Source organism: Carnobacterium sp. FSL E2-0243 (assembly GCF_038003605.1).
Lineage (GTDB): Bacteria > Bacillota > Bacilli > Lactobacillales > Carnobacteriaceae > Carnobacterium > Carnobacterium maltaromaticum.
Window position 1 is genome coordinate 2514578 of sequence record NZ_JBBOPM010000001.1, and the last position, 26195, is coordinate 2540772.

24 protein-coding genes are annotated in these 26195 nt (G+C 34.2%); 4 read left to right on the forward strand and 20 right to left on the reverse strand.

What is annotated here, in order from left to right; all coding sequences use genetic code 11:
• Positions 1-47: 47 nt before the first annotated feature.
• From MHI00_RS12005 to MHI00_RS12020, 4 genes are all read right to left on the reverse strand, one after another.
• The gene (locus MHI00_RS12005) at positions 48-1316 is read right to left on the reverse strand and encodes a glycoside hydrolase family 125 protein (RefSeq protein WP_317913522.1); all 1269 of its coding nucleotides are present in this window, start codon (positions 1314-1316) and stop codon (positions 48-50) included.
• A gap of 16 nt (positions 1317-1332) precedes the next feature.
• A complete protein-coding gene (locus MHI00_RS12010; RefSeq protein ID WP_010051152.1) occupies positions 1333-2130 on the reverse strand; it encodes a MurR/RpiR family transcriptional regulator in 798 nt (265 codons plus the stop codon).
• A 320-nt stretch (positions 2131-2450) separates the two neighbouring features.
• Positions 2451-3779 (reverse strand): PTS sugar transporter subunit IIC, encoded by a 1329-nt coding sequence (locus tag MHI00_RS12015; protein WP_015075860.1) that lies wholly within the window; start codon positions 3777-3779, stop codon positions 2451-2453.
• Positions 3780-3802: 23 nt separating this feature from the next.
• Positions 3803-6430 (reverse strand): glycoside hydrolase family 38 N-terminal domain-containing protein, encoded by a 2628-nt coding sequence (locus tag MHI00_RS12020; protein ID WP_332630370.1) that lies wholly within the window; start codon positions 6428-6430, stop codon positions 3803-3805.
• Positions 6431-7013: 583 nt separating this feature from the next.
• On the opposite strand from MHI00_RS12020, the gene MHI00_RS12025 reads away from it, so the two are divergent.
• On the forward strand, positions 7014-8099 hold the full coding sequence (locus MHI00_RS12025; RefSeq protein ID WP_229252357.1) for an LLM class flavin-dependent oxidoreductase: 1086 nt from the start codon (positions 7014-7016) through the stop codon (positions 8097-8099).
• Positions 8096-8662 carry an NADPH-dependent FMN reductase gene (locus tag MHI00_RS12030; protein WP_187958996.1) on the forward strand — a complete coding sequence of 189 codons (567 nt, stop codon included), beginning with the start codon at positions 8096-8098 and terminating at the stop codon, positions 8660-8662. Before MHI00_RS12025 ends, MHI00_RS12030 begins: the two co-directional genes overlap by 4 nt.
• Before the next feature lie 260 nt (positions 8663-8922).
• Here the strand turns inward: MHI00_RS12030 and MHI00_RS12035 are convergent, their stop codons facing one another.
• The 4 genes from MHI00_RS12035 to MHI00_RS12050 all read right to left on the reverse strand — a co-directional run bounded on the left by MHI00_RS12035 (position 8923) and on the right by MHI00_RS12050 (position 11576).
• Positions 8923-9231 carry a type II toxin-antitoxin system RelB/DinJ family antitoxin gene (locus MHI00_RS12035; RefSeq protein ID WP_229252356.1) on the reverse strand — a complete coding sequence of 103 codons (309 nt, stop codon included), beginning with the start codon at positions 9229-9231 and terminating at the stop codon, positions 8923-8925.
• Between the two features lie 153 nt (positions 9232-9384).
• On the reverse strand, positions 9385-10236 hold the full coding sequence (locus MHI00_RS12040) for a MurR/RpiR family transcriptional regulator (protein ID WP_341113909.1): 852 nt from the start codon (positions 10234-10236) through the stop codon (positions 9385-9387).
• 103 nt (positions 10237-10339) lie between these two features.
• The gene (locus tag MHI00_RS12045; protein WP_341113911.1) at positions 10340-11179 is read right to left on the reverse strand and encodes a Cof-type HAD-IIB family hydrolase; all 840 of its coding nucleotides are present in this window, start codon (positions 11177-11179) and stop codon (positions 10340-10342) included.
• A gap of 13 nt (positions 11180-11192) precedes the next feature.
• Complete coding sequence (locus tag MHI00_RS12050) at positions 11193-11576, reverse strand: VOC family protein (protein ID WP_341113913.1); 384 nt, start codon at positions 11574-11576, stop codon at positions 11193-11195.
• 248 nt (positions 11577-11824) lie between these two features.
• On the opposite strand from MHI00_RS12050, the gene MHI00_RS12055 reads away from it, so the two are divergent.
• Entirely contained in the window at positions 11825-13825 is a 2001-nt protein-coding gene (locus MHI00_RS12055) for a transglutaminase family protein (RefSeq protein ID WP_341113914.1), read from the forward strand.
• Positions 13826-13914: 89 nt separating this feature from the next.
• Here the strand turns inward: MHI00_RS12055 and yeiL are convergent, their stop codons facing one another.
• Positions 13915-14577 (reverse strand): transcriptional regulator YeiL, encoded by a 663-nt coding sequence (yeiL, locus tag MHI00_RS12060; protein ID WP_015075847.1) that lies wholly within the window; start codon positions 14575-14577, stop codon positions 13915-13917.
• Between the two features lie 89 nt (positions 14578-14666).
• Here yeiL and MHI00_RS12065 point away from each other — a divergent pair, with 89 nt between their 5' ends.
• Positions 14667-15272: a YczE/YyaS/YitT family protein gene (locus MHI00_RS12065; protein WP_057000649.1), complete on the forward strand. Its 606-nt coding sequence runs from the start codon at positions 14667-14669 to the stop codon at positions 15270-15272.
• Positions 15273-15365: 93 nt separating this feature from the next.
• Here the strand turns inward: MHI00_RS12065 and truA are convergent, their stop codons facing one another.
• The 11 genes from truA to MHI00_RS12120 all read right to left on the reverse strand — a co-directional run bounded on the left by truA (position 15366) and on the right by MHI00_RS12120 (position 26066).
• Positions 15366-16106, reverse strand: coding sequence for a tRNA pseudouridine(38-40) synthase TruA (gene truA, locus MHI00_RS12070; protein WP_010051131.1), 741 nt, complete (start codon positions 16104-16106; stop codon positions 15366-15368).
• Positions 16107-16247: 141 nt separating this feature from the next.
• Positions 16248-16742, reverse strand: a complete 495-nt coding sequence (locus MHI00_RS12075) for a GNAT family N-acetyltransferase (RefSeq protein ID WP_341113919.1) — start codon at positions 16740-16742, stop codon at positions 16248-16250.
• 543 nt (positions 16743-17285) lie between these two features.
• On the reverse strand, positions 17286-18125 hold the full coding sequence (locus MHI00_RS12080) for a PTS system mannose/fructose/sorbose family transporter subunit IID (protein ID WP_010051124.1): 840 nt from the start codon (positions 18123-18125) through the stop codon (positions 17286-17288).
• Positions 18109-18882, reverse strand: a complete 774-nt coding sequence (locus MHI00_RS12085; RefSeq protein ID WP_229252349.1) for a PTS mannose/fructose/sorbose/N-acetylgalactosamine transporter subunit IIC — start codon at positions 18880-18882, stop codon at positions 18109-18111. Before MHI00_RS12085 ends, MHI00_RS12080 begins: the two co-directional genes overlap by 17 nt.
• A gap of 13 nt (positions 18883-18895) precedes the next feature.
• Positions 18896-19369 (reverse strand): PTS system mannose/fructose/N-acetylgalactosamine-transporter subunit IIB, encoded by a 474-nt coding sequence (locus MHI00_RS12090; protein ID WP_010051122.1) that lies wholly within the window; start codon positions 19367-19369, stop codon positions 18896-18898.
• A 2-nt stretch (positions 19370-19371) separates the two neighbouring features.
• Entirely contained in the window at positions 19372-20118 is a 747-nt protein-coding gene (locus MHI00_RS12095; protein WP_057000643.1) for a BtpA/SgcQ family protein, read from the reverse strand.
• A 15-nt stretch (positions 20119-20133) separates the two neighbouring features.
• A complete protein-coding gene (locus MHI00_RS12100) occupies positions 20134-20550 on the reverse strand; it encodes a PTS sugar transporter subunit IIA (protein WP_229252347.1) in 417 nt (138 codons plus the stop codon).
• A gap of 19 nt (positions 20551-20569) precedes the next feature.
• On the reverse strand, positions 20570-21292 hold the full coding sequence (locus MHI00_RS12105) for a GntR family transcriptional regulator (RefSeq protein WP_015075840.1): 723 nt from the start codon (positions 21290-21292) through the stop codon (positions 20570-20572).
• 399 nt (positions 21293-21691) lie between these two features.
• Complete coding sequence (locus MHI00_RS12110; RefSeq protein WP_229252368.1) at positions 21692-23161, reverse strand: glycoside hydrolase family 1 protein; 1470 nt, start codon at positions 23159-23161, stop codon at positions 21692-21694.
• 75 nt (positions 23162-23236) lie between these two features.
• Positions 23237-25102, reverse strand: coding sequence for a beta-glucoside-specific PTS transporter subunit IIABC (locus tag MHI00_RS12115; protein WP_341113924.1), 1866 nt, complete (start codon positions 25100-25102; stop codon positions 23237-23239).
• A 136-nt stretch (positions 25103-25238) separates the two neighbouring features.
• Positions 25239-26066 (reverse strand): PRD domain-containing protein, encoded by an 828-nt coding sequence (locus MHI00_RS12120; protein WP_010051107.1) that lies wholly within the window; start codon positions 26064-26066, stop codon positions 25239-25241.
• Positions 26067-26195: the final 129 nt, after the last annotated feature.

Below are 26195 nucleotides of genomic sequence, written 5' to 3' on the forward strand. Positions count from 1 at the left end.
GTTTTTTCTCCATTGTAGTGCTTCATTTTCCATACAAATACTTAAAATTACAGTTCTAAACAATCCAGTAACAGTTCACAAAACATCATATTCGCCCATGAAAACCATTCTCTTGTATATTCGTTAGGATTATTCACATTGATTCCTTCATGCATGTAATTTGTCCCTGCTTCGGTTTCAACTAACTTATTTAGCATTTCTATTTTTTCAGCTTTCTTATTGGTTGTTAAACCTTGAATAGCCAGTGCAATTGGCCAAACATATTCTTTAGGTGTATGTTCACTGCCAATACCTTTTAAATAGTTTCCTTCATAATAATAAGGATTTTTTTCCGATAAAAGCACTGCTCTTGTTTGTTGGTAAATAGCATCGTCTATTTCACAGTATCCTAAATATGGAGCAGCTAATAAACTAGGGACATTGGCATCGTCCATTAATACATAATTCCCCAAGCCATCAACTTCATAAGCATAAACTTTTTTGCCTTCATGTTCGACGATGCCCCATTCTTCTATACCTCGATTTATTTCTTCTTTTAGTTGGTTTGCTTCTTCAACTGCTGTCTTTTCGTGATATATTTCCTCGAAGATTTCTGCCAAATAACCTAAAATAACGACTGCAAACATATTTGCTGGAACTAAATAATTAAAGGTACAGCTATCATCACTTGGACGAAATCCTGACCAAGTCATTCCAGTGTAGCCACAAGGTTCTCCTAAGCCATCGTTTGATAATGTATCTTCTGGACGTTCACCAAAACGTTCGAACCGGTAAGTAGAATTTTCGTGACGTTGCTCCCTTTTAAAAAGCTTAATGATTGTTTCGGCTGCTTGCTTAAATTCTTTAGTGAAATGGTTGGTTTCGCCTGTTTTTTTCCATAGTAGATAAGCTAGCTCGATTGGATAACATAAGGAGTCTACTTCGTATTTACGCTCCCAAATCCAGCCATTCATTTCAGTGATATCTTGGTGATAGCACGCCCCATTTTCGGTTTCATTAAAGGCATTTGCATAAGGATCAATTAAGATACATTTAACTTGACGCTCTAACAATCCTTGAATCATTTCTTTTATTTTTGGATCTTGATTTGCGATTACTAAATAAGGTTTGATTTGAGCAGAGGAATCTCGCAACCACATAGCTGGTATGTCTCCTGTTATCACAAATATATCTTCTGCTTCTGTTAATTTCACTGTAGTTTCTAAGGTATTATCAAAACAATTAGAAAAGACTTCACTCCATCTAGGATTACTAGATTTTTGGGCTACAGTTGCTTTTAATGTTTCGATGACTTCTTTGGAATATTGAATGGTCATATTCTTTCCACCTTTGCTATTTTCCTTTTAAAATGACTTCTGATTTGATCCATGATTTAACGGTATCTTCATGGTACATGGCTAAGATTTCGGTATATAATGTATCAATAACGGTTAAAACTGGAATTTGTGGTGAAATCCCACCCATGTCTTTTTTCCCCATTGAGCTAGTTAAACAAAAAGCTTCTGAGAATTTTTTATAAGGACTTTTTTCATTTGCAGTAATCACTATGGCTTTTGCTCGTTTTTCTGCCACAATTTTCAAAGCTGTTAACACAGCGTTATTTTCTCCTGACAATGATGACAAAACGACAAGATCACCTTCTTGAACCCCGTGAGCCATCATTACAATTGAATGCTCATCTTTTATGACATTGATAATTTTTCCTAATCGTGAAAATTTAAATTGAAAATCTTCTCCACAAAAAGCGTTATAACCTGTTCCCCAATAATGAATAATCCGGCCAGCATCAATCATTAAGGCTGCTTTCTTGACTTCATCACGGTTTAATTTTTCAATAATATCGTTTAGTAATAGTGAGTAATTCTGATTCACATAACTAATACTTGAATCTGCTTCTTTTTGCTTATCTTTGCTAGAGTACTTATAAAGATAAATTAATTCTTTATAATTCGCTAAGCCAATTTTTTTACAAAATCGTGTAATAGAAGAGTTAGAAACGCTGAGTTCTTTAGCCAATTCTTGAATACCTAGTTCTTTATTTCCATCAAGAAAATACTGCGCAATAATTTTTTCAACGTCCGTAAACTTCTTTTCATTCGCCTGAATGGTTAATTCAATATAGCTTTCCATTTAACTCACTCCTCCTTAATAAAAAGCTCGTTGAGTCGGTTAGCTCCGACAAGAAAATAGGAAAAATTGATGTGGCGCTTTTTGCCACCTCGAATTTTTATCTTTTTCTCGAGGAGTTGACTCATAAGAGCTGGCCTTAATAAAAAGCTTGTTGAGTCGGTTAGCTCCGACAAGAAAATAGGAAAAATTGATGTGGCGCTTTTTGCCACCTTGAATTTTTATCTTTTTCTCAAGGAATTGACTCATAAGAGATGGCCATGATAAAAAATTAGAGACTGAGATAAAACTAGTTAGCTTTATCTCAGTTCTATTCGTTTCTTTTAAGCTTGATTTTCCGCATTAAGCAATTGACTTTGATCAAATTTCATATTCATACGAACAAATGGTGCATAGATAATCACGTCTAGGACAACTAAAACGGCTGTCAAAATTACGGGACTTAAATGGAAAGCTCCTAAAATCCATGTACTAATAAATATTGGTTCATTTCCTGAATTTAACACAACTAATGGTACAACCCAGCCAATTTTTGTCACTATATAAGCGACAACAGCATTAAAAATTGGAACAAAAACAAAAGGAATGAACATTAATGGGTTTAAAACGATTGGGAAACCGAAAATAATTGGTTCGTTGATACCAAATAGTCCTGGAATAAATGAAAGTTTTGCAACTTCTCGTCCACTATAGGTTTTAGGCGTAAAGATTAGAATAGCTAAAATTAATCCAAATGTGGCTCCAGAACCACCAATCATAGCATAGACATTTGTCATTGTATTTGGAGCAATTGAAATATTATCAAAGCTATTTGTTTCAGCAAATTTGGCTACGTTTTCTAAGAAAACTGGCAACCATAAAGCAGAAACAACACCCCAGACAATATTAAAGCCATGTAAACCTAGGAACCATAGAATTTGTTGCAGTAAAATAACAACAACTATCGCTGGCAATCCCGTTCCTACTGATGTTAAAGGTTGGACAAACAGTTGACTAACTAAGTCCATAAATGAATTGAAGTCAAATGCTTCAATCGCAACTTTTACTACTGAACAGCCTAATAAAACAATTGAAATTGGAATCAAGGCGAAAAATGAATCAAATACGTTAGGTGGAACATTTCCTGGTAATTTAATGGCAATTTTACGTTTAGCTAATACGGAATAGAAGAAAACAGCTAACAATCCTACAATAAGAGCCGTAAACATCCCTTCATAACTGAAAAAGTTATTGGCGTAACCTTGTACTATATCTGCTGTACTATCTGCAAAGTTGACATTATTTGGTACCATTACAAAGTACGCTGCAAAAGCCAATAGTGTTGCTAACAAAGGATTAATATTAGCTTCCGGATGTTTTCGCATCAACTCTCTCGCATAATTATATGCTGTAGAAAATACGATTAGTAAAGCAACGATCCCTAAGGTTCCAAGATACACATTGCCAAATATTTTTGAGGCCGTTTGTCCAATTGACGTGTCTCCAAAAAACGCGTCAATTTGCATTTTAATCAGATTTGAAAATGAACCAACTACAGTAAAAGGAATACTGCTAATAAAGGCATTCTTGATGGCCTGTAAGACACTATTATTATCCACTTTATTGGCAATTTTTAGTAAAGGTTCTTGAAGTTTCTCAACATTTATTTTCATTTTTTACGCTACCTTCCTTATCTCTATCTTTTTATTGATATTGTTTTAATTTGTCCTGGTTTGAAATCACCTAATGGAATTTCATTTATTAGTCCAAGTGACGTGATTAAGTCCCCATTTAAATTAACAAAGCGAACATGAGCTTGAGTTGCTAAAGGAATTATCTCAGCTTTCACAGTTTCTTCTAGTAATGGATTATATAGTCGGATATTGATCCATTCCCCATCTCTACTTAATTCAATTGCACTGAAAACTAACGGCAACTCACTTAAATCAATCGATTTTTTTAATGTGGTTAAATGATCGACTTTATTGCTTTGGAAATACTGAATTGGATTAGTAAAGCGATTTAGTGTCTGCACTTGATAATAAGGTGCATCAACAGAATACATTTGGTACTCTCTTTGAATTTTAGCCGGATTATAGTCAGTAGCAATTATTAAAGATAGCTCCATTTCCAAGGTCCCTAGCAATTGACTATCTGGTGTTGGGATGTAACGGAATTGGTTACCAGAAGCATCACCGGGTCTTCTTAATAATTCTGGGCGTCCTAAGAATCCTACACCTCTAAACAAGGTAATATACATATCACTATCAATGACTTGGTATTCTTTAATCCCTTTACTCATTACTGTCCAACTTGTTTCCAAATCATGAGTATTAGCGTAATGAATCATTGGATAAATTTCAGTTGGCTCTTCTTTCCAACCGAGTTCTCTCCAGTCATGAATGTGTGGATCGTGATTATTTCTTTCAACGATACCAAATAACGTATCTGCATAACTTACCTGACTTTTCACTGGTGTTTTGACTACTAATCTCATGCGATGATCTAACGCTTGATTGTTTACGCTTAATTTCATATCAACACGTTTTGAGTCATTTTTTAAAGATAAAGTTAACGTATATTCGATTTCAGTATCTACTTTTTGAGCTTTTCTGGCTGCTAAATCTTTTGGTACAAACCAACTTCCTGTCACACTCATTGTTGAAAGGAACTTTCCAGATTGAATAGCTACCTCGGCTGTCTCAAATAACAAGTGATGAATGCTGTCAAAATATGCAGGTGAATAGTCATAGGTATCCCCTTCATCACCTGATTCTTCGACATGTAAACAATTTTTATAAGTTATGCCTTGTTCTTTAGCAAGTATAGAAAACTGACCATTTGAAAATGTAATTTTATAGGTCGCATTTTCAATTATGGTTTCTTCTGAAGCAACTGGCTTTTCCTGAGTAGCAGATTCGTCTTGTTCTTCGACTGAGACAATCTGATAGGAAAGTGCAGGTAGTTCATTTATAAAACTGATTTTGTGGATGTAATAATATTTGGCTTCATCGTAGTCGCTTTCGGAACGTCTAACTTCGCCAGCATAGACTTTTTCGGTTGAGATCAACTGGAATGGAATCTCATGGCGCTGATCATCGAAAAGCTTAATGGTTGTTTTTTTCGTGCTGACTTCAAGCGTGTAAGGCTCTGTTCTTCTATATGGTAAGGTATTGAAAAGAACTAAATCATTTTCTTGAATGCCTTCAATTGATTCTGCGATTTTTCTAACGAGATAATCAACGGTTGAATAGGATAGTTGGTCGGCTTCTTTGTAACGGGCCATAATCATTTCATTGGTTTTATCTGTGTTACAGCCGCCTATGCTATCATGAGCATGATTTTTTAGGATTAATTTCCATGTATAATCCATTAATTCACGTTTAAATGGAATTCCTAAGTCATCTGCCATCAACATTAGTGGCTCTAATTGAAAAATTAAGCGATTTTCAATTGTGTCATTGATTTTTTTCAAATCGTATCTTGATGAGTAGATAGAACGATGAATTTTTGATACGCTACCGCTCATAAACTCGCCTTGAACTGTTGGTAAATCTGTGGCTTCTTTTTTTAATAAATTAAAAATATGTGGATAATTGCTTTCTTCTATTTGGTACTCTTCAGCGAATTCTTTATTCGCCTCTTCAATAATGGCTTTTAAGTTTCGATCGACTGCTCGCTGGTCACCACCGACTGGTAAGGTTATATTAGTTGTCGCGCTGTCTTCGGAAACGATATCTAAGATGGCTTTTTTTTGGTAAATTTCACCTTCAACAAGGGCCACTCCTGCATAGTAACCATTTCGAATATTGATTGTCAGGACTTTTGATCCATCTTCTGCTGTCCAATAAAATTCCCGGCTTTTTGTCACTTCATTTGGCATACCTCGCCAAAAAACAGCATCTTCAATCCCAAATCCATTATAAATTTTCGGCATATCTTTCCCTTGTCCAAAGGAATCCGGTAAGTAACCTAAGGCAGTATGTCCACCTAAGCGTTTCGACATATCAATTCCAATTTGTAAATTTTTCACAACTGACTCACCCGCTACAACGAATTCATCCATTTGTGTATACCAAGGACCAATAAATAATTTATTCCCCTCAACTAACTCTTTAATTTTTGTTTCTTGATTTGGATATACTTTTAGGTAATCATCTAAAATACTAAGTTGACCATCTAAATAGTAATAGTCTAGTTCACCATTTTCTAATGCATAAATGACCTCATCCATGTGATATGAAAATTGAATAAATGCTTCATTGTCACTAAAATACCATTCACGGTCCCAATGAGTATGGGCTACTACATGTATCTTCTTCATTTTCTATTCTCCTTTCGCCTTTGTTCTTATTAAATATACTCTGGATGAACGAAAAAGAAAACGATTACGGTAATTTTTTCAAGTATTTTCTTTTCGTTCAAAGAAACGTGAAAATATTTTCATGCAAAAATCAGAACAAATCCTTTTATACGTGGGTTACATGTATTCCTTAGTCTCTTCAGAAAAATTTTAGCAAGAAACTATTTTCATCCACTTTTTTATCATTTGTAGTAGAAAGTTGCTTTGTCTACTGATAAGTCAAATAGTTGCAACATTATTGAAAATAAGTTACTATTAGTAAGTAACTAAGAAATATAGTTTTATCGGGTCTGTTCTTTTGAACCAGTCCTTCGGAAAAAAGATAAATTCCCAAAAAAGTAAAAGGACACTTTTATTGGAATTTCCTATTTTTCTGCCAGGCCTAAACGGCTCAACAAACTATTTATTAGGCCAGTTCTTTTGAACCAGTCCTTCGGAAAAAAGATAAATTCCCAAAAAAGTAAAAGGACACTTTTATTGGAATTTCCTATTTTTCTGCCAGGCCTAAACGGCTCAACAAACTATTTATTAAGGAGTGTTATGAATGAAAAAGAATTTAAATTATTTACCACAGTTTGATTCAACCAAAGGGATTGAATTTGGTTTATATACTTTAGGAGACCATATCGCGAATCCCCATACAGGTGCTCAAATTTCAGCTGGACAGCGTTTAAAGGATATTAGAGAAATGGCCATTCTATCTGAACAAGCAGGTCTAGATACCTTTGTTGTCGGCGAAAGTCATCAGGACTATTTTGTCACACAAGCCCATGCTGTTGTTTTATCAGCAATTGCTCAAGCAACGTCCAAAATCAAAGTCTCAAGTGGCGCAACGATTATGAGTACATCTGATCCTGTTCGCGTATTTGAAAATTTTTCTACGATTGATTTGTTATCAGACGGTCGGGTTGAACTTGTGGCTGGACGTGCTTCACGAGTCGGTTTATTCGAGTTATTAGGGTATGATTTGCAGGACTATGAAGAATTATTTGAGGAAAAATTTGATTTATTATTAAAAATCAATCAAAATGAGTACATTAATTGGGAAGGTCAATTCCGTCGTCCTCTTACTAATGCACATATTATTCCTCGACCAAATGGCGGACAATTGCCAATTTGGCGTGCTGTAGGAGGTTCTCCTGGAAGTGCAATTCGAGCTGGACGTGCTGGTGTTCCAATGTATATGGCCCATCTAGGTGGTCCTGCTAGTGTATTTAAGCAAACAATTGATGCGTATCGTCAATCTGCTGCTGAAGTCGGATATGATGAAACAACTCTACCGATTGCTACAGCAGGACTCTTTTATGTTGCTGAAACTTCTCAGGATGCGATGAAAGAATACTATCCACATGTCAATGAAGGAATCCAATTAAGTAATGGACAAGGTTTTCCTAAACAAGCTTTCGCTCAGGCAACCGATAAGCGTAGTATTATTAATGTTGGATCACCACAACAAATTATTGAAAAAATTCTTTATCAACATGAGATGTTTGGGCATCAACGTTACGTTGCTCAATTAGATTTCGGCGGGGTTCCTTTTGATAAAATCATGAAAAATATTGAATTAATCGGAAATGAAATTTTGCCTGCTGTTAAAAAATATACGGCAAAGGAGTCTAATACTAAATGAAAATCGTCTTATTATCAGGTTCAACTGTAGGATCAAAAACCCAAACAATGATGAAAACCATTGAACAAAAGATTCAAACGAACTATTCTGATGTAGAATTAACTTTCTTAAATTTAAAAGAATTAACTATTCAGTTTAGTGATGGTCGCAACTTTTTAGATTATGATGGAGATACAGGATTTGTTACTAGAAGCATAATGGATGCTGATATTATTTTAATTGGTTCTCCAACGTTTCAAGCCTCTATTCCAGGGACCTTAAAGAATATCTTTGATTTATTGCCTCAAAATGCTTTTCAAGGAAAAATTATTGGTTTGGCAATGACTGCTGGTTCAGCAAAACATTTTCTTGTTGCTGAAACCCAATTAAAACCCATTATCAATTATATGAAAGGGAATTTAGTTCCCAATTACGTTTTTGTTGAAGAGGTTGATTTTAATCAGAACGAAATTGTAAACGACGATGTCTTATTTCGCTTAGATAAGTTAGTTGAAGACGCAATTGTTTTGACAAAAGCTTATCAACAAATGTGGCAAGAGCAAGAAGATGCTTATGGTTTTTAAATGTTAATCGTATAAAAACAACCTCAAAGTAAGGATAACCAATCCCTACTTTGAGGTTATTTTATTTATCTAATGTACTTTATGATAGTGACACTCATCAAAATAACTTGTTATACTCTTGTTTTTGATGAAATATTCTGGAAACAGTGATAACTAGATCGTTATCCTCTATGTAATAAATAACTAGCTATATAGTCTTCTATTTGCAATAAATCCTGTATAGCTAGCTCTGATAACTGTAATCCATAGGCTTCCATGCTTTAATCCAAATTTGATTTAGTAAATAAAGCTCTTACTTCATCAATATCCTTTACTTTTCCAGCTTTAACCGCTGTCGTGTCTTTAGCTACTTCTAACTGTAATTTTTTAAATTGAATTTCCGCCTCATCTTCATTCGTAACATCAAAAGGTAAACCATTGTGTCTCACAATTTGGTCTAGTATCATATTGATTACTGTACTCATATCTAATTGCATGCTTTCTACAATTTCAGTAGCCTTCTTCTTCAATTCTTTATTCGTTCGAACACGAATATAATCATCTTTTACAGTCGGTGCATTTGCTCCCATTCTAATCATCCCTTTGTGTACTCATTGTAAACTCGTTGAGTTATTTTATAAAGAAATGAACGTGTTAATTTCTAAAAAGTATTTTCAAAACAAAATAAACATTATGAGCTAATCATTTTAAACTGCTTCATCTATGTCCCACCATTCTCATTTTTAGACCAAATCAGGATTCATTTTTTTATAATTTTCTAGTTTATACGCAATATTTTTGTCATAGTCTTTGTTGAAATAGCTTAGGTATAAGATATCAAATATATACATTAACGACGTTCTAGTCGAAAAGGATGAAATTTTATGATAATGACTTTCAAGAGAGGGAAAAAGAAAGTGACTATCGACTTTTTCACTGAGTAGTGGACTATTCTCTGCAGTAATCAGTAAGATTTTGCAGTTATTTTTCTTTAATATGGCAAATAGTTGGGGGATATTCGTGCCACGTCCTTCAAATGATACAACAATTGCTAGATGTTGCTTGGTACTATTGGCTGCCGTTAAATTTTGTGTATAATTATCCTTTGGCACGTGGACCGTTTTCCCGATTTCTTGCATTTGAAATTTAAAGTTTTCAGCAAAATAAAGATTGGCTGATGTGGTATAAACATCAATCACCTCAGCTTCTTGCAAAAGAATACTAGTGCCCATCAAATTTTCTAAATCATTTGTAGCAATCGTTGCTTGGACTGTTTGATCGTATACCGTTTGTAAATTTTTCATAACTGCGTAATTGTTATCTTCTGACGAAATTGGATAATTAATGTCAATGATCGTTTCAGAGGTATGAGCATTTAAATACTTAACCAATTCAAGCTTTAAATCGTTTAAACCATCAAGTTTTAGTTTATTAATTAAACGATAAATTGTCGAAATAGACACAAAAGAAGCTTCAGCTAATTCTTTTGGTGAAAAATAAATAACTTTCTCAGGACTGGCTAAAATAAAGTTAACTAGCACTGTTTCACTTGTCGTCAAGTGCTTTAAATTTTTTAATTTTAAAAGAACATTCATTGAGTTTTGATTCCTTTCCCTTATTGTCTCACTCTAGTATAAACGATTTTGACCATTTAAGCGCAAAAAAAGACGAGATTTATTTCATCTCATCTTTTTATCCTTACAATAATTCTGCTAAGGCTTTGGCAATGCCATCTTCATTGTTGGTTAACGTAATTTTATCAGCATTATTTTTTAATTCATCCACTGCATTCCCCATCGCAACACCCATTCCAGCGTATTCAATCAAGGATAAGTCATTGTGCCCATCACCAAATGAAATGATGTGTTCTCTTTCAATTCCTAAAGGAGTTAAGGTTTTATCTAATGCGTTGGCTTTATCAATGCCTTTGTCTGTAAATTCAAAATACATTGGAGCTGAAAAAACACCGCTGACTTTTGCTTCAAATGGAGCGATAATTTTTTTCCAATTCTCATTTAGATATTCTGGTTGGGCAGCTACTAGAATTTTATGCAAGGGAAAATCAACAAAAGCAGCTAAATCTTCTTTTTCACACAACTGGAAGTTACCGCCTCGTGATTCATACTCAATAATATTAAAGATCCCCATCGGTTCACCTAAATCTAACATCCCATTAAAGACATTATTTACGTACATATACTCATCTTTTGCAATCATAGGTAAAACATCAAACTGCTTCAAATGTTCCAAAATATGCTGACTAGTGTTGACTGATAGCGGTTGACTAAATAACTCTTTTTCTGCCGTAACATCATAAACATGGGCACCATTATAAGATACAAGCAAACCATTATAACGATCCATTTGTAATTCTTCGACATATTTCAACATACCAGGTGTTGGTCTGCCTGAAGCTAAGACCACTTTAATCCCTTGTTGTTGTGCATTAATTAACGCTTCTTTCGTTTTTTCGGTTAACTTTTTTTCATCATTTAAAAGTGTTCCATCAATATCTAAAACTATTGCTTTTACATTCATTATTTTTCCTCCATTATGCTGTAATTTCAATCCGATTTCCTTCTGGATCAGCAATGACTGATTCATAATAGCCATCACCAGTTGTCCGGCTTGGACTTAAACACTCATATCCATCTTCGACAAGTTGTTTCGTTAACGCATCCACTTTTTCTTTATTTCCAAGTGCAATTGCTAAATGAGCAAAACCAAGAATTTCTCCACCAACTATACGATGAGTAATGTCTTGGCGATACATAATTTCCAATCTGGCGCCACTTTCGAACGTTAAAAAATACGAATGAAAGCCTGTTTTAGTATTGTGATATAATTCTGACGCTTGGGCATTAAAATAATTTTCATAAAATCTACGCATGCCTTCTAAATCTTTTGTCCATAAACCAATGTGTTCAATTTTCATTATGAGGACTCCTTCATCGCTGTATTTACACTTTATTATAAAGGATAAAACTCACAGATAGTGAAAACGGACTCATTTTGACAGATTCTTTTCAGCATTTAGAACGAACCTATTGGCAGACTGATATTTTTTTCTCATAGTGCCCAACTGAATTAAAACGCTATTTATGCAACGTTTGTGATTTTGCATCTTTTATTCCTTTATAAAGTAAGATACAATAAAATAAAAAGAGTTGGGGAGTTTGTCTAATGGGAAAAGAATATTATCGATTAAATCCTGCATTACGTTCTGCAGAAACAAAGCAAGAAAATATTGAAAATTGGTTATCCATTCAAAAAACAGATTTTTATCATGCGCAAGTAGCACAAGAACGAGACTACTGCTTCTGGTGTCGGATTGTCGAAACGGCAAAACCAAACTCACTAGAGAGTTATACATCCATGTCTTATACCTTAAATGATCCGAATACACTAAATTCAGCGGCTAAAACTAATTTTATTTTAAGGGAAGACGAAGTGCTTATTATTCATACATTAGCTGTTGTACGCAATGGACAAGTTATTGATAAATTAAACGACATTAATGTCAAAGTTCTAGATCATGTTCGAGATGAAAACTATGGCAATTTTGATAATGAAAAAAGCGTCACTATTTTGATTCGAGATCTTCATTTAAATGATATCTTCTTAATTGAAACAACGATTGAGCGTACTTATGCTAGTGACAGCATCCGCAACAAGTTTTTCCGATATCTTTATACCTATCCAGGTCCTTATTGGGCTTACAGCAATTATCAATGGGAATTAAAAAACGAAACAGGCCAAACCATTGAAGGTCATTATCGTTATTTCCGAGATGAGTCAGACACTATTTTAGAGAAAGAAAAAATTGTTCTAGAAGATCAAGATTCATTTATCATTGAAGAACAACAGTATACTGGAAAAGAGCTAAAAGATTTAGAAATTGCACCGTTTATTGATTTTGCTACGCAAAAAAGCTATCCAGAAATTACGGATACCTTAGCAAACTTGTATAAACAATTTTACCAAGTAGAGATAGGAATTTTTGCTGCTGATTTACTTAAAGATTTAGAAGCTTTGCCTTCTTTAGAATCTAAAATTAAGTATGCTATAGATTTTGTTCAAAAAGAAATCTATTATCTTTACAATAGCTCTGAAATGGATGGACATGAGCCACAAGCTGCTGAAGTTACCTATCAAACGAAACAAGGAGATTGCAAAGCTAAGACAGTCTTATTAAAGGTGATTTTAGACTCTTTAGGTGTTGATTCAGAAATCGTCTTAGTTAATTACAATGGAGATATCTTTTTACCGATTTATACTCCGTCACCCTTTAATTTTAATCATGCAATTTTGAAAATTTATATTGATAATCACATTTATTTTGTTGATGCTACAGTCGCAAATGATCAAGGATTTTTAGAAAAACGTCGCAAAGATAGTTTTATGAATTATTTAGAAATTAAAGCTGGAACGACTTTGCAAAAGCAAGCACCTTTTCAAGATCAATTGCCAGCTATTGAAGAAATTATTCACTGTGATGTGAAAGAGGACGTTGCTACTTTCACCTTAGAAGGAACAATGCGTGGTGGGGTTGCCAATAATACGAGGGAAATGTTTAAAAACCAAGCAAATAAAGATATTATTTCACGTTTTAATGGATCTATTTATTCGAATATGGTTTTGTACAATAAGTATGAGCAAAACGAAATTGATAACCATTTTAGTGATACCTCGATTCAAATCATTGAAGACAATAAAGAATTAAATGAACTTAAAGTCATTTATAAGGCGACAATTTCTGAGCCCTATTTAAAAGAAGGCAATAAACGCTTTTTACATTATTGGGACCGAAATTATTTTTTAAATGATGAAGCAGAAAATCATCATCATAAAGATTTCCCATTATGGGTCGACCGTAACTCAGTTAAGATGGAAATTCATTTGACCGTTGATCAGTCTATTGACCAACAAGAAATTTTTACACGACAAGAATGTGACTTTAAGTCGAAATACCTACAACATCGTGTGACTAAAAAAGTCTCTGAACATGGTGTTTCTTGCTACTTGAATTATCAAACATATCGTAATTTAACTCTTTCTGGCAAAGAGTTAGAAGACTACATCAAGATAAATAATCAAATTCGCAACAGTAATTGGGGATTGGGCATTGATATCATTGAAGATGGTTTGTTTAAGAAACTTGGTCGATTATTTAAAGGAAAATAATGACTAATATATGGACACACTTTTTAATCCAACAGGCGCTTCCTTAACTGGAACGCCTTTTTTTTATTTATGTTCTCCTAAAAAAAGAATTAACTCTGTTTCTCCCTTAAAAATAGCTCTAAGTTCTTTCGATGAATTTGATAGTTTTGACCTTTTTTTTCAATAAATCCCCATTCTTTGAATTGACTAAATATATGCAATAAATGACGGTAGCTTACCCCTAGATATTCGGAAATTTCTGTGTGTTTTTCCTTGTATAAATCATCTACTGAAACCGCAAGCATTAATTCTGCTAGCCGATACTTCAAATCAAAGGATTGGTTTGCTGCAAAATGCTCCATACGAATCAATAATTTATGTCCAATATATTGACTAATTTTTTGCAAAAAATGGACATCATTCAACAAAACTGACTGAGCATAAGACATTGGAATTCCCAAACAAATTGTCTGACCAAGTGAAACAACGTCTTTCCCTCGCTCTTCAGCTTTGACTAGCGATAATTCACCAATAAAATCATTTCGTTCAATGAACTGAATAATCAAACGTTTTCCATTTTCTTCTGTCTTTAAAATTTTGGCTTTACCCTGCAAAATATAAAAGATAAAAGGCATTTCATTCCCTTCTTGCTGAATAAATTCGTTCATACCAAATTCAAAAATAAAACTATTTTTTAAGGTTTCTTCTGAGAAAAAATTGATTTGTTGCAAAAGTTGTTTTTTACTTGAAACTTGATAAGCAGTTTTAATCATAAAATTACCCCTTTAAACTATGAGATATCTCATATAGTCTAGATCGATTTTACCATATAATTAAGGAAAATCCTAAAGGAGTTCTTTGAATGAATACAAACAAATTAATTAAATCGCTTATTTTTTATATGTTTAGTGCTTTTGGAATTAGCCTAACCATTAAAGCAATGATTGGAGTCAGTAGCTTCAATTCTCTCAACGTTGCTCTAGCAAACGTTACGACAATTAAAATTGGAACTATTACGACAATCATTAACTGTTGTTTTTTACTACTCTGTTGGTTTCTCGACAATCAACGTGCGATTAAGCCTTATTTCTTGATGCTTATGGCGTTACTCTTATTTGGTACTATAATTAATCTTTTTCTATATACCTTTTTAAAATCTGTCACTATTTCTAATTACTTTCTACGTGTCCTCCTATTTATTGTCGGAACAACAATTAGTGGATATAGCACCGGACGTGCTTTATCCTTAAATCTATTGAAATTTCCAATCGAACATTTTTGTGTCTTAATTGCCAACCGAAGTAATCATAGCTTCAAATTCTATCGTTATAGCATCGATATCTTCTGCGTATCTTTTTCATTGCTTCTTTCCTTGCTTTATCAATTGCCTATTGTTGTACGTGAAGGAACAGTCATTAGTTTATTCTTATTATCTTTCATGATTTCATGGGCTAAAGAAAAAGAGTAACATTCACAATTATTGGGTAAGACTACTTTATTAAACAAAAAAGGAACTCATTCAAAATTGAATGGGTTCCTTTTCAATTTATTCAGTTCAATCTTAACGGTAATAAACTTCATCTAGGAAAAGACCTTGGGAAGGTACAGTTTCCCCCGCATATTGTCTAATTTTACTTTCAAAAACTTCTTCAATAGAGTCCACAATCATTGTGCCTGCACCAATTTCTAAAAGCGTCCCCATGATGATTCTAACCATATTGTGTAAGAAACCATCCCCCACAAAGGTAAAATGAATTTTCTTACCCTCTCTCTGGATAGACAGCTCTTCAATTGTTCGAACCGTTGATTTTTTCGACTTTTTAAGTGAAGAAAAACCAATAAAGTCGTGGCTTCCAATTAATAGACTGCACGCTTTATTCATTCGATCAATATCTAATTTTTTTGCATATTGAAAAGTATACTGGCGTTCAAATGCTGAAGGAATCGCATCATTCCAGATATAATAACTATATTTTTTTCCAGTCGCATTGTATCTAGAATGGAATCTTTCAGGAACTTCTTCGACTTTTTTGATGATAATATCACGTGGCAAATAGCGATTCATAAACTCAAGCATTTTTGCCAACTCCATCGTTGATTCTGTTTTAAAATTAGCAATTTGTCCTCGCGCATGGGTTCCTGCATCTGTCCGACCAGAACCAATGATTTCAATTTTTTCAGTGGTCATTTGTTTTAAAATATTTTCAATTTTCCCTTGAATCGTATTATCAGAATCACCCAGTCTCTGCCAACCTAAGTAACGTTTCCCATCATATTCAATCGTAAGTTTTATATTTCTCATAGTTTTTATTTTGCTCCTCTTATTTCTCAGATTATTTCGAACAGTTTCTTCTATTTTTTATTGCTTGGAACAGCTATACTACAAGAGTATTGTCCTTCTTATCTATTCGCTTATTGTACCAGTAAAGAGAGCAATTAACAATTAAAGGTCTCGACTATAAAATACAAGCCTCTCTATTTCTTTAAAACCGTTTCTTTTATAAAATTCTTCAGCAGGCACTCCGCGATCCGTTAGAAGCGCAAAATTATTAATATCACTACTGTCAAGTTCCTTAATTAAATGATTCAAAAGGGCTTTACCAATTCCTTTATTTTGAAAGTTTCTCTTTACACCCATTTCATGTATATAAAATTCATTTCCATCCCACCAGACTTTACTCACACCATAAATAAAGCCAACTATTTCATTCTCTTCCAGCGCTAAAATCCCAGTAAATCCAGGTGTATGATAGTAATCAGATAGATAGTTTTTGGCTCTTTCAACGGTCCATTTATCATTCCATGGATGGTCATTAAAAATCTCGATAAACGTTTTTGTACATTTAACTAAGTCATTTTCTTCAAACTTTTTAAAGTCCATAGTGGCATTCCCTCGCTTTGTTTGTATTTTTATTGGGTCTGAAAAACGCTGATACATAAACTCACTTCTACCTTATTATACCAGTAAATTAAGTCATCAAAAAATTAAATTTTGCTGATTTAAGTCAAGAAACCTTTATCTTATTTGAAAGACAGCAGTCCCCGGTTATTGTTGATTTTGTCATTAGCCAAGGGATTAAAAATGGATTAAATTTAAAGGTAAATTCTTATGTAAAAGGCTTGAATAAAGGCTTATCTTTAGTTTCAGTTGGGAAAGGCCTGGTATTCTTATATTCAGGAATAAATGATGGGACCTTGGAAGAAAAATATCATATCAATATTAGCGATTTAGAAACAACTCGTAATAATCAAAATATTGTCGCAGCTATTGATAAATATAACGATAATGAGTTACTTCGGGAGTTGCTTACATTTTTAAAGGTTTAATTAATCTAGGCAGTTGATAACGTAAAAAAGTGCTTATGTTACAGATACTAAAAACAAAAAAGAAATAAAACAGACCTTGTTTTATTTCTTTTTTGCTTAGATATAAATTTTTATCAATAAGACAAATGTCATAGATAGTGACTTTAATCCTCTTTTAAGCTAATCCAACTAATGCTACTGCTATTGAAAACAGAATAACACCTAACAATAATACCGTTGTTTTGACTTTCTTCCCTAATAACCAATAAATAATTAAAAAGAACATTGCTGGGAAAAAGCCTAACATAATTTGGTCAACATAGGTTTGTAATGACTCAGCAATTTTTCCGCCACCAACTTTCATAATTAACTCAAATTTAACGTTAGATGCCGTCATCGCACCGATTACCATTAACCCAAGAATCGAAGCTGACTGAGTAATAGATTGAACTAAACCACTGTTTCCTAATTCACCAAAGAACTTAGCACCAAACTTAATCCCTTTATCTAAACAGATATATCTCAGCGCAAAGTGTGGCACATTAATAATCAGCAAAAAGGCGATGGGACCAAAGATACTTCCCTGATTAGATAATGAGATGGCAATTCCTGTAGCAATCACTTTAAGGGTTCCCCAGAAAAATGAATCACCAACTCCAGCAATCGGTCCCATTAAACTTGATTTAACGGCACTTATCGAGGAAGAATCAAAATCATTGTTGCGGGCATTTTCCTCTTCCATAGCACTCGTGATACCAAATAACAAAGTGGAAATATGTGGTGTAATCGACATAAACTCTAGGTGACGCTGCAGAGCTAAGGCCCGCTCTTCCTTGGTTTCATATAGTCTCTTAATAATAGGCGCCATCGTGTAGGCAAATGCTACGTTCTGCATGCGCTCATAATTCCATGAGGCATCCAGTGTCAGCGAACGAAAGAACACTGACCAAAAATCTTTCCGTGTTAATTTAGATCCTTCTGCTACTTCATTTAATGGTTTAGAATTCGTTGTCATCGACAAAATCCTCCTGTTGTGTCTTATTTTTACTAACGGACATCATTAACATCACTGCTACAATCCCGAAAAGTGCCACACCTACAACAGTTACATTTAAATAAGCCGTTAATAGAAAACCTAGTAAAAGAAAAGGCACCATATTTTTGGTTAACATCATTTTAGCCAACATGGCGAACCCGATAGCTGGGATGATGCCTGCTGCAATATCAAGGCCATGGGTAATAAATGCAGGAACAAAAGATAAAATTTTCTCAATTGCTGGTACACCAAGAGCAAATCCAACGGCAACCACCAAAGCAAGTATGAATTTATTCAAGATTGAATAGATAATTTGCGTTCGTTCAACGCCTTTTATATTCCCCTCTTGGGCATATTTATCAGCTTTGTGGCTCGCATGAGTTAAGAGAAAGGTCATTTGCAAGTTATCAATTAAAAGCACCAATGTGGCAATTGGCACAGCCAGTAAAACGGCACTTGAAATTGATTGACCACTCATAATAACATATGCTGTAGCAATAATCGTTCCAGAAACAAAATCTGGCGGATTGCTAGCACCAACTGGAAAGGCTCCCATAAAGACGAGTTCAAGGGTAGCACCTAATTTCAAACCAGCCTCTACATCACCAAGCGCCACTCCCACTAAAGGGCCAACAACAATCGGTCGATTCCACATAGTTGAACCAAAGAAGCTATGCATGTATGCAAAAAATGCAATTAAAAACATCAAGATTATATTTCCAGCAGTAATCTCCATTTATTTCTCCTCCTTAAATCAATTTTCTGATGTCAACAGCTTGCTCATCAGGTACCATCTGAACGGTTAGATCAACACCTGTTTTTAACAATTGTTGAATCAACTCGATATCATCTGCTGATAAGTGAACTGATTTTGAGACTTGCTTTCTATCCGCACCATCCTTCATGCCACCTAAATTAATTTCCTTAATCAACGGCACTTGACTGGCTAATTTGGCTACGTCTTCTATTGACTCACATAAAATCAATAAACTATACTTATCTGTTACACCTGAATTTAATGCTGCGATAGAATCATCAATGCTTTTCATAACTAGTTTAACACCAGTTGGCACAGCCATCTTCATCGCTGTCATCTTCAACGGATCCTGCATAATTGTATCACTAGCAATTAAGATACAATTGGTCTGTAAAAACTTTGTCCAGGTAAATCCAACTTGTCCATGAATCAAACGGTGATCTACTCTCACTAATTTAATACTCATAACTATAACGCCTCCCTATGTTTTTTTATCAATTTCATAAATTTTCGTACATTTTCACGACTGACATCGCCAGTATCTTTTTTTGTATCCTTAAAACAACTTCCCACAATTGCTGCATCACAAATTGCTAATTGTGCCAAGACATTATCATCTGTTACACCTGCTGCTACCACCAAAGGAAACTCACCTAGAGAATCTCTAAATTCTTGAATCTTTTCCATTGATGTTTCTTCGCCAGTTGCATTTTGAGTCACTGCTACAGCATCACATCTTGTTTTAGCAATGTTTAAATCCTCTGATAAGCTCTTTTCTGATAATTCTGGTTGATATTTAAAGCGGACACCACCGATTAAGCAAGCTTTGGTTCGTCCTCGTTCTAGATCAAAGAAAGCTTGGAGCGTCGCTTCATCTCGCTGCTTGACATGACCAACAACTGAATCGACTTGAACAATATCTAGCTCGTATTTATTTGCCAAGTAAAAACCCATACTATCTAAATTCAAACAATTTACTCCAATTGGAATTGGCAATTTCAGGGAAACAATGTATTGGATGGCTTTTTCAAGCTGAATAAAATCCCCATAATAATTTTCCATCATGATACAATCTACGCCTTCTTCAACATAAATCGCAATTTCCTTTTTGGCACGCTCTTGAATCTCTGCTTCTGACTCTCCTTTTAAATGAATCATGGCAATAATTGGTTTTCTTGTATTAAAAATATCTAAAAATAATTTTTTTTCCGACATTTGATAACTTCCTCTCTAAAAATCTTCTTCTTCTAACTCTATTTGATCAAGTTGAATACGAAGAATCCCTTTCTGAGCTTCTTTAATCATCTCATCAATTGATTCATCTGAAATCATTTCTGATCCATCTAGAAGTACTTGCAACGCCAAACTTAAATTCACACCAGAAAGCAACACACCATTGGGATAATTTACCAAACTTAACATAGCGTTTACCACGCTAGCTCCGTACATATCTCCCATAACAATAAACTGCTGATCAGGATGGTCAATCATCTCCTTTTCAATCTCTGCCACAAAATCTGTAGCACTTTTCCCAGGTGTCAAAGAATAGGTCGAAATCTCTTTAGCCATACTACCAGCAATCAACTCAAGTGCATTTTTAATGCCTAGCGCCAACTCTCCATGGGTTGCAATAATTATTTTTTTCATGGTACATCTCCTTTTTATCTTAATAAGAACGAATGGCAACTTTATATAATTTAGAATTAATGAACTGTTCGTTGAAGTAAATAAGTTTGTTGGAAGCATTTAAGACTTGTTGCTTAATGTGAAGCAACGGATCCCCTTCTTCAACTTGCAAATATTGAGCTACTTCAGCTGATGCAATTGACACGTCAATGACATTATCAAAATGATTGATGTGATATCCCTGCGACTTCAACACCTCAATTAAGGAATCAGATTCTGTCAAATTATCAACAAGCGCTTCCATTTCTTTCACAACGTAATCAATTTCAAAAATAACCGGTTGATAATCAATGCTTCGGATACGCTTTAAGGAAATTATTTCAGACTCGATAAATCCCAATTCTGCTTTTTGACCGTCACTTAAACCTAGGTATTCCTTTTTTAAAATTTTGGTAGTCGGAATACTATTAGATGTGACACCTGCTGACGTAAAACTACCGCCGGCACTAATTGTTTCTTTGTAGACAGGAAATACAACATAAGCGCCTTTCCCTTGTTTTTTTTCAACAATCCCTCGATCAACAAGCATCTTTAAAGCATTTCTAACCGTAACGCGACTAATATCATATGTTTTCATCCATTCACCTTCAGAAGGAAGTTTCTCACCATATTGATAACTACCAGATAGTATCTTATTTTCAATCAGATTAGCTAACTGGTTATAGAGTGGAACTAGAGTGCTTCCAGAAATTTCTTTTTTCATTGTATCCCCCTTCTCTTCAACTTGTATTAACATGTATTAAGCCGTCTTAACATGTATTATAGTAAGCGCTTTTAATTTTGTCAACAAAAACTTTTTTATTGACGTTAATTTAAAATGGGGACAGTCATTAAATTCATTTTCTGCTAAGGAGCTCCAACGATTAAAAATAATGTATCAAACTACGGATAATTTCCTACTATTCGATGAATTGGCTATCTTTGTTCAAAAAACTTCTGAAAGAAAAATTGTCTTAGAGCATCATCTTCAAATTACAGGTAATCCTTTGAAAAGGTTTTTAATAAGCGGAACAATTGGAACCAGTGAACCGACAAAAGTATACCTATGCCACGTAAACAAAGAAACAAGCTAATTAATCACTCATTAGCTTGCTCAAACTATCTATCCTTCTAAATTTTCACCATTTGTTGCAATTACTTCTTTGTACCAATAAAATGAAGATTTTGGTATTCTAGCTAGCGTTCCATTACCTTCATCATCTTGATCAACATAGATAAATCCATAACGTTTACTCATTTGTGATGTGCCACAACTTACTAAATCGATACATCCCCATGTTGTGTAACCCATTAAATCAACACCATCTTTAATTGCTTCTTTCATTTGTTCAATATGTTTTTTAATATAATCAATCCGATAGTCATCATGAATTTTACCATCTGCTGAAACAACATCTTTAGCTCCTAACCCATTTTCACAAATGAACAACGGCAACTCATAACGATCATACAATTTCATCAACGAAATCCTTAACCCAATTGGATCAATTGGCCAATCCCATTGAGATAACTCTAAATGCTCATTTTTAATTGGGCTGTCAAATGAACCCGCTAATTTACTTGCATCTGGACGAGCCTCTGTCACATGAGTCATATAATAGCTAATTGCAACAAAGTCAACAACTCCAGCTTTTAGAATTTCAGCGTCCCCCTCCACCATTTCAATTGTTAAGTTATTATCAGAAAAGTAACGAGTCATATATGTTGGATATTCTCCTCGGGCTTGTACATCTGGATAAAACATATTTAATTGGTTTGATTTCAAGGCTTGCAATTGATCCTCTGGTTTAGTTGTCTTAGCATACGACTCAATTTGGTTAATCATGCAACCAATTTGTGCCTGTGGCATCATTTCATGGGCTAATTTAACCACAATTGCACTAGCTAAAAATTGATGATGTGAAGCTTGATAAGTCGCTTGTAAAACATTATCTACTCGGTCAATTTGAGCTCCTGCTCCAGTGTATAAACTATTTAAATTCATATTCATTTCATTAAACGTAATCCAATACTTTACTTTTTCTGCATAACGTTTAAAAATAGCACGAGCATAATTTTCAAATAGTGGAATTAATTCACGACTAACCCATCCATTATAACGACGTGTTAATTCAATCGGCATTTCATAATGTGACATTGTGACTAAAGGTTCAATGCCATATTTTAAACATTCATCAAAAACTTTATCATAAAAAGCTAATCCCTCTTCATTCGGCTCTGTTTCTAATCCTGTTGGGAAAATGCGTGCCCACGAAATTGAAATTCGAAAAGTTTTAAAGCCCATCTCAGCAAAAAGCGCAATATCTTCTATATAACGATGGTAAAAGTCGATTCCCCAACGCTTAGGAAATAAATATTTTTCTGGGTTTTCAGTATATTCGGTTAATTCCTGAGAGCTAACATTAAAAGTAAAATTATCAACTGCTCCTCCGGCATATGGATCTTTAAATGCGGCAAAATCACTTGTTGATAAACCTTTCCCTCCTTCATCAAAAGCTCCTTCAATTTGATTAGCTGCTGTTGCGCCACCCCATAAAAATCCTTTTGGAAATCCTGTTTGTAATTCCTTCATCATCGTAAATTCCTCCTATAATGGTTGAGTTATTTTTAAGTCGCATAGCTTAATTGCTAAACGAACTGTGTTACCTTAGTTAATTAGCATTAATAATTTACTTTCACCAGCAGTTACTACTAAATTTGCTGTGTGAATGACATCAAGATACTGAGATGAATTTGTAACGACTATAGGCGAAATCATATTCATTCCCGCTTTTTTCATTGTTTCTAAATCAAAAGCTAAAATATCTTGACCACGTTTAACAGATTGTCCTTTTGTTACGAGTAAATCAAAACCTTTTCCAGCCAATTCAACAGTCTCTAGACCAATATGAATTAGAAGCTCTACACCTTCATCTGACGTTAAACCAATTGCATGATTCGTTGATGTTAACATTGTGACAGTTCCTGAAAATGGCGCTTTAACCATCCCTTCATTAGGCATAATTGCTACGCCTTTACCGACCATTTCATTTGAAAAAGTTGCATCTGGAACCGTTTCTAATGGATAAATTTCCCCACTTAAGGGACTTAAAACATCAATTGGCAAGTCTTTATTAATTGGGAGGACAGGCTGAGAAAATTCAGCTTGTTGCGTTTCAATCGAACTCTCTTCAAAGTTTAGCAATAAAGTAATAATCAGCGAGACACTGAAACTCACACCAATCCCAATGACAGCTAACATAAAATTATTCGTACCTTTTTCTAAATAAGATGGCAATGACATAATACCAGGAACTGCAAAAGCAAAGCTCTTAACATTAAATAGTCCGAAGATTGCGCCACCAATAGCTCCTCCAGCTAAACTGGCATAAAATGGTTTCTTGAGTTTCATCGTGACACCATAAATTGCTGGTTCTGTAATCCCGAAAATGGCTGGAATAATCGTTGAGAAAGATAGCTGTTTCATTTTTTTATCTTTTGTTTTAATTAAGACTCCCAAAACAGCTCCTGCTTGGGCTAAATTTGCCACAAAGTTCATTGGTAGCAACATGATATCGTAACCAACTTTATCTAAACTAGCGAAAGTTCCAGGAAAGAAAGCATAATGCATACCAGTAATAACAATCAGTGGCATTAATCCACCCATCAACATACCTGCTAATGGTCCTGCAACTGCAAACATAGTTGCAAAGAAGCGCTCTAAGTATACACCGATGTAGTTTCCTAATGGCGCAATTACCATTAATAAAATGGGCGCTGTAATGACTAAAGTTAGTAATGGTACAAAAATAATTTTTACTGATTTTGGAACAATCTGGTTCATATATTTGTGAATGTAGCTTAATAATAAGACACCTAAAATAATCGGTAGAACGGATGAAGCATAATTATTCATTGGAACATTTATACCTAAAAATTTCAGATAATTAACTTCCCCACCATTTGCGTAATTCATAATTGTTGGATACATTAAAATCCCAGCTAAAGTAACCGCTAAAGATTGATCCGTTTTAAAGCGTTTAGCTGCTGAATAAGCAATTAAAAATGGTAAAAAATGAAAAGGTGCATCTGAAATCATAGCTAAAATCTCATAACTTGAACTTGTTTCCGATAAAAGCTTCATCGCAACAAGTAAAGCCATAACACCTTTAAGTAAACCACCGCCAGTAATAGCTGGTAATAGAGGTGTAAATATACCTGAAATTGTATCGAGAACAACTTCGATTGGATTACCATGATGACCAGATTTTGTACTTTCCTGTATTTTTCCATCTAATAACTGACTAATTTCAGCATAAACACTTGTCACCTCGTTACCAATAATAATTTGAAATTGTCCACTTTGAAATTGTGCACCTAAGACCCCTTCTAACTGGCGAATTTTCTCTAGATTAATTTGGTCCTTGTCCTTATAATTAAAGCGCAGTCGAGTAATACAATGCCAACTTTGATTTATATTTTCTGATCCCCCTATTTCTTTAATAATTGCTTTTGCTAACTCTTTTTTATCCATGCTCAGTCCTCTTTTCTATCTATTTTTCTATAAAAAAAACCTAAACAAAAATCTGCCAACTTAATGATAAAATTAAGCTTTGCACATTTTTGTTTAGGTTAATGCCTGTTTTCAGTAACACACCATAGACAAAACGTTATTTAATTATTCTTTCAATATGAATGACTAAGTACACTAGCTCATCTTCCGAAATTTGCCATCCATATACCTTTAATAACATATCTTTAATCATTAAACCACACTCATAACTTTTACTATATCGTTCTTGAATAATAGTTTTTAACGTACTATCCATCGGTGCACTCTGCAATTTTTCCGATTCTTGTCTTGCAATAAAATAGCGTAAATGAGTAATAAAGCGAGAATAGGTCATCGTCGTCTTATCCAAATTTATATTGAAACATGCTTGAATAATCTTAACAATGTCTTTGGTTAACGTTGTCATACGAATCGTTTGATTCATCGATTGATTATCCATTTGAGCGTTAACAAAATGCAAAGCAATAAATGAAGCTTCAGTAGTTGGTAGTTCAATCCCAAGTTCTATTTGAATTAACTGCAACGATTCTATGCCGATTTCATACTCCTTAAAATATAGATGAGGTATCTCCCACTGGAAAGGTGTATCAATATCTATCTTTTGTTCCTTTCGCTCAATAGCATATCTTAAATGATCTGCAAGAGTAAAAAGTAAGGATGAATTTATGTCTAAATTTAATTTGTTCTCACCTAGGCTAATCATTTTTTCAGTGACACTTAATAATTCTGGACTTAATCCTTCTAACAATCGACTGGCTTGATGGTTCATTCCGGATTGAAAAACTTTAGTCACCTCTTCCATCGGTACTTGGTCACCTTTTTTCCGCTTAAATCCTATGCCAGTTCCAAATGCTACTAACTCGTTGCCCACTTTATTAACAGCTAATATGATATTATTATTTAAAGATTTCACAACAGTCAACATTCGGTTTCCCCCTTCAAAAACAGAAAAAAACACCAACATCGTAAATAACTTTCATCGCAAAATGAATAAGGGAATCCCTTAACGTTATTATTGACTTGGTGGTGCCTGATCGTATCAGTAACACTCCTG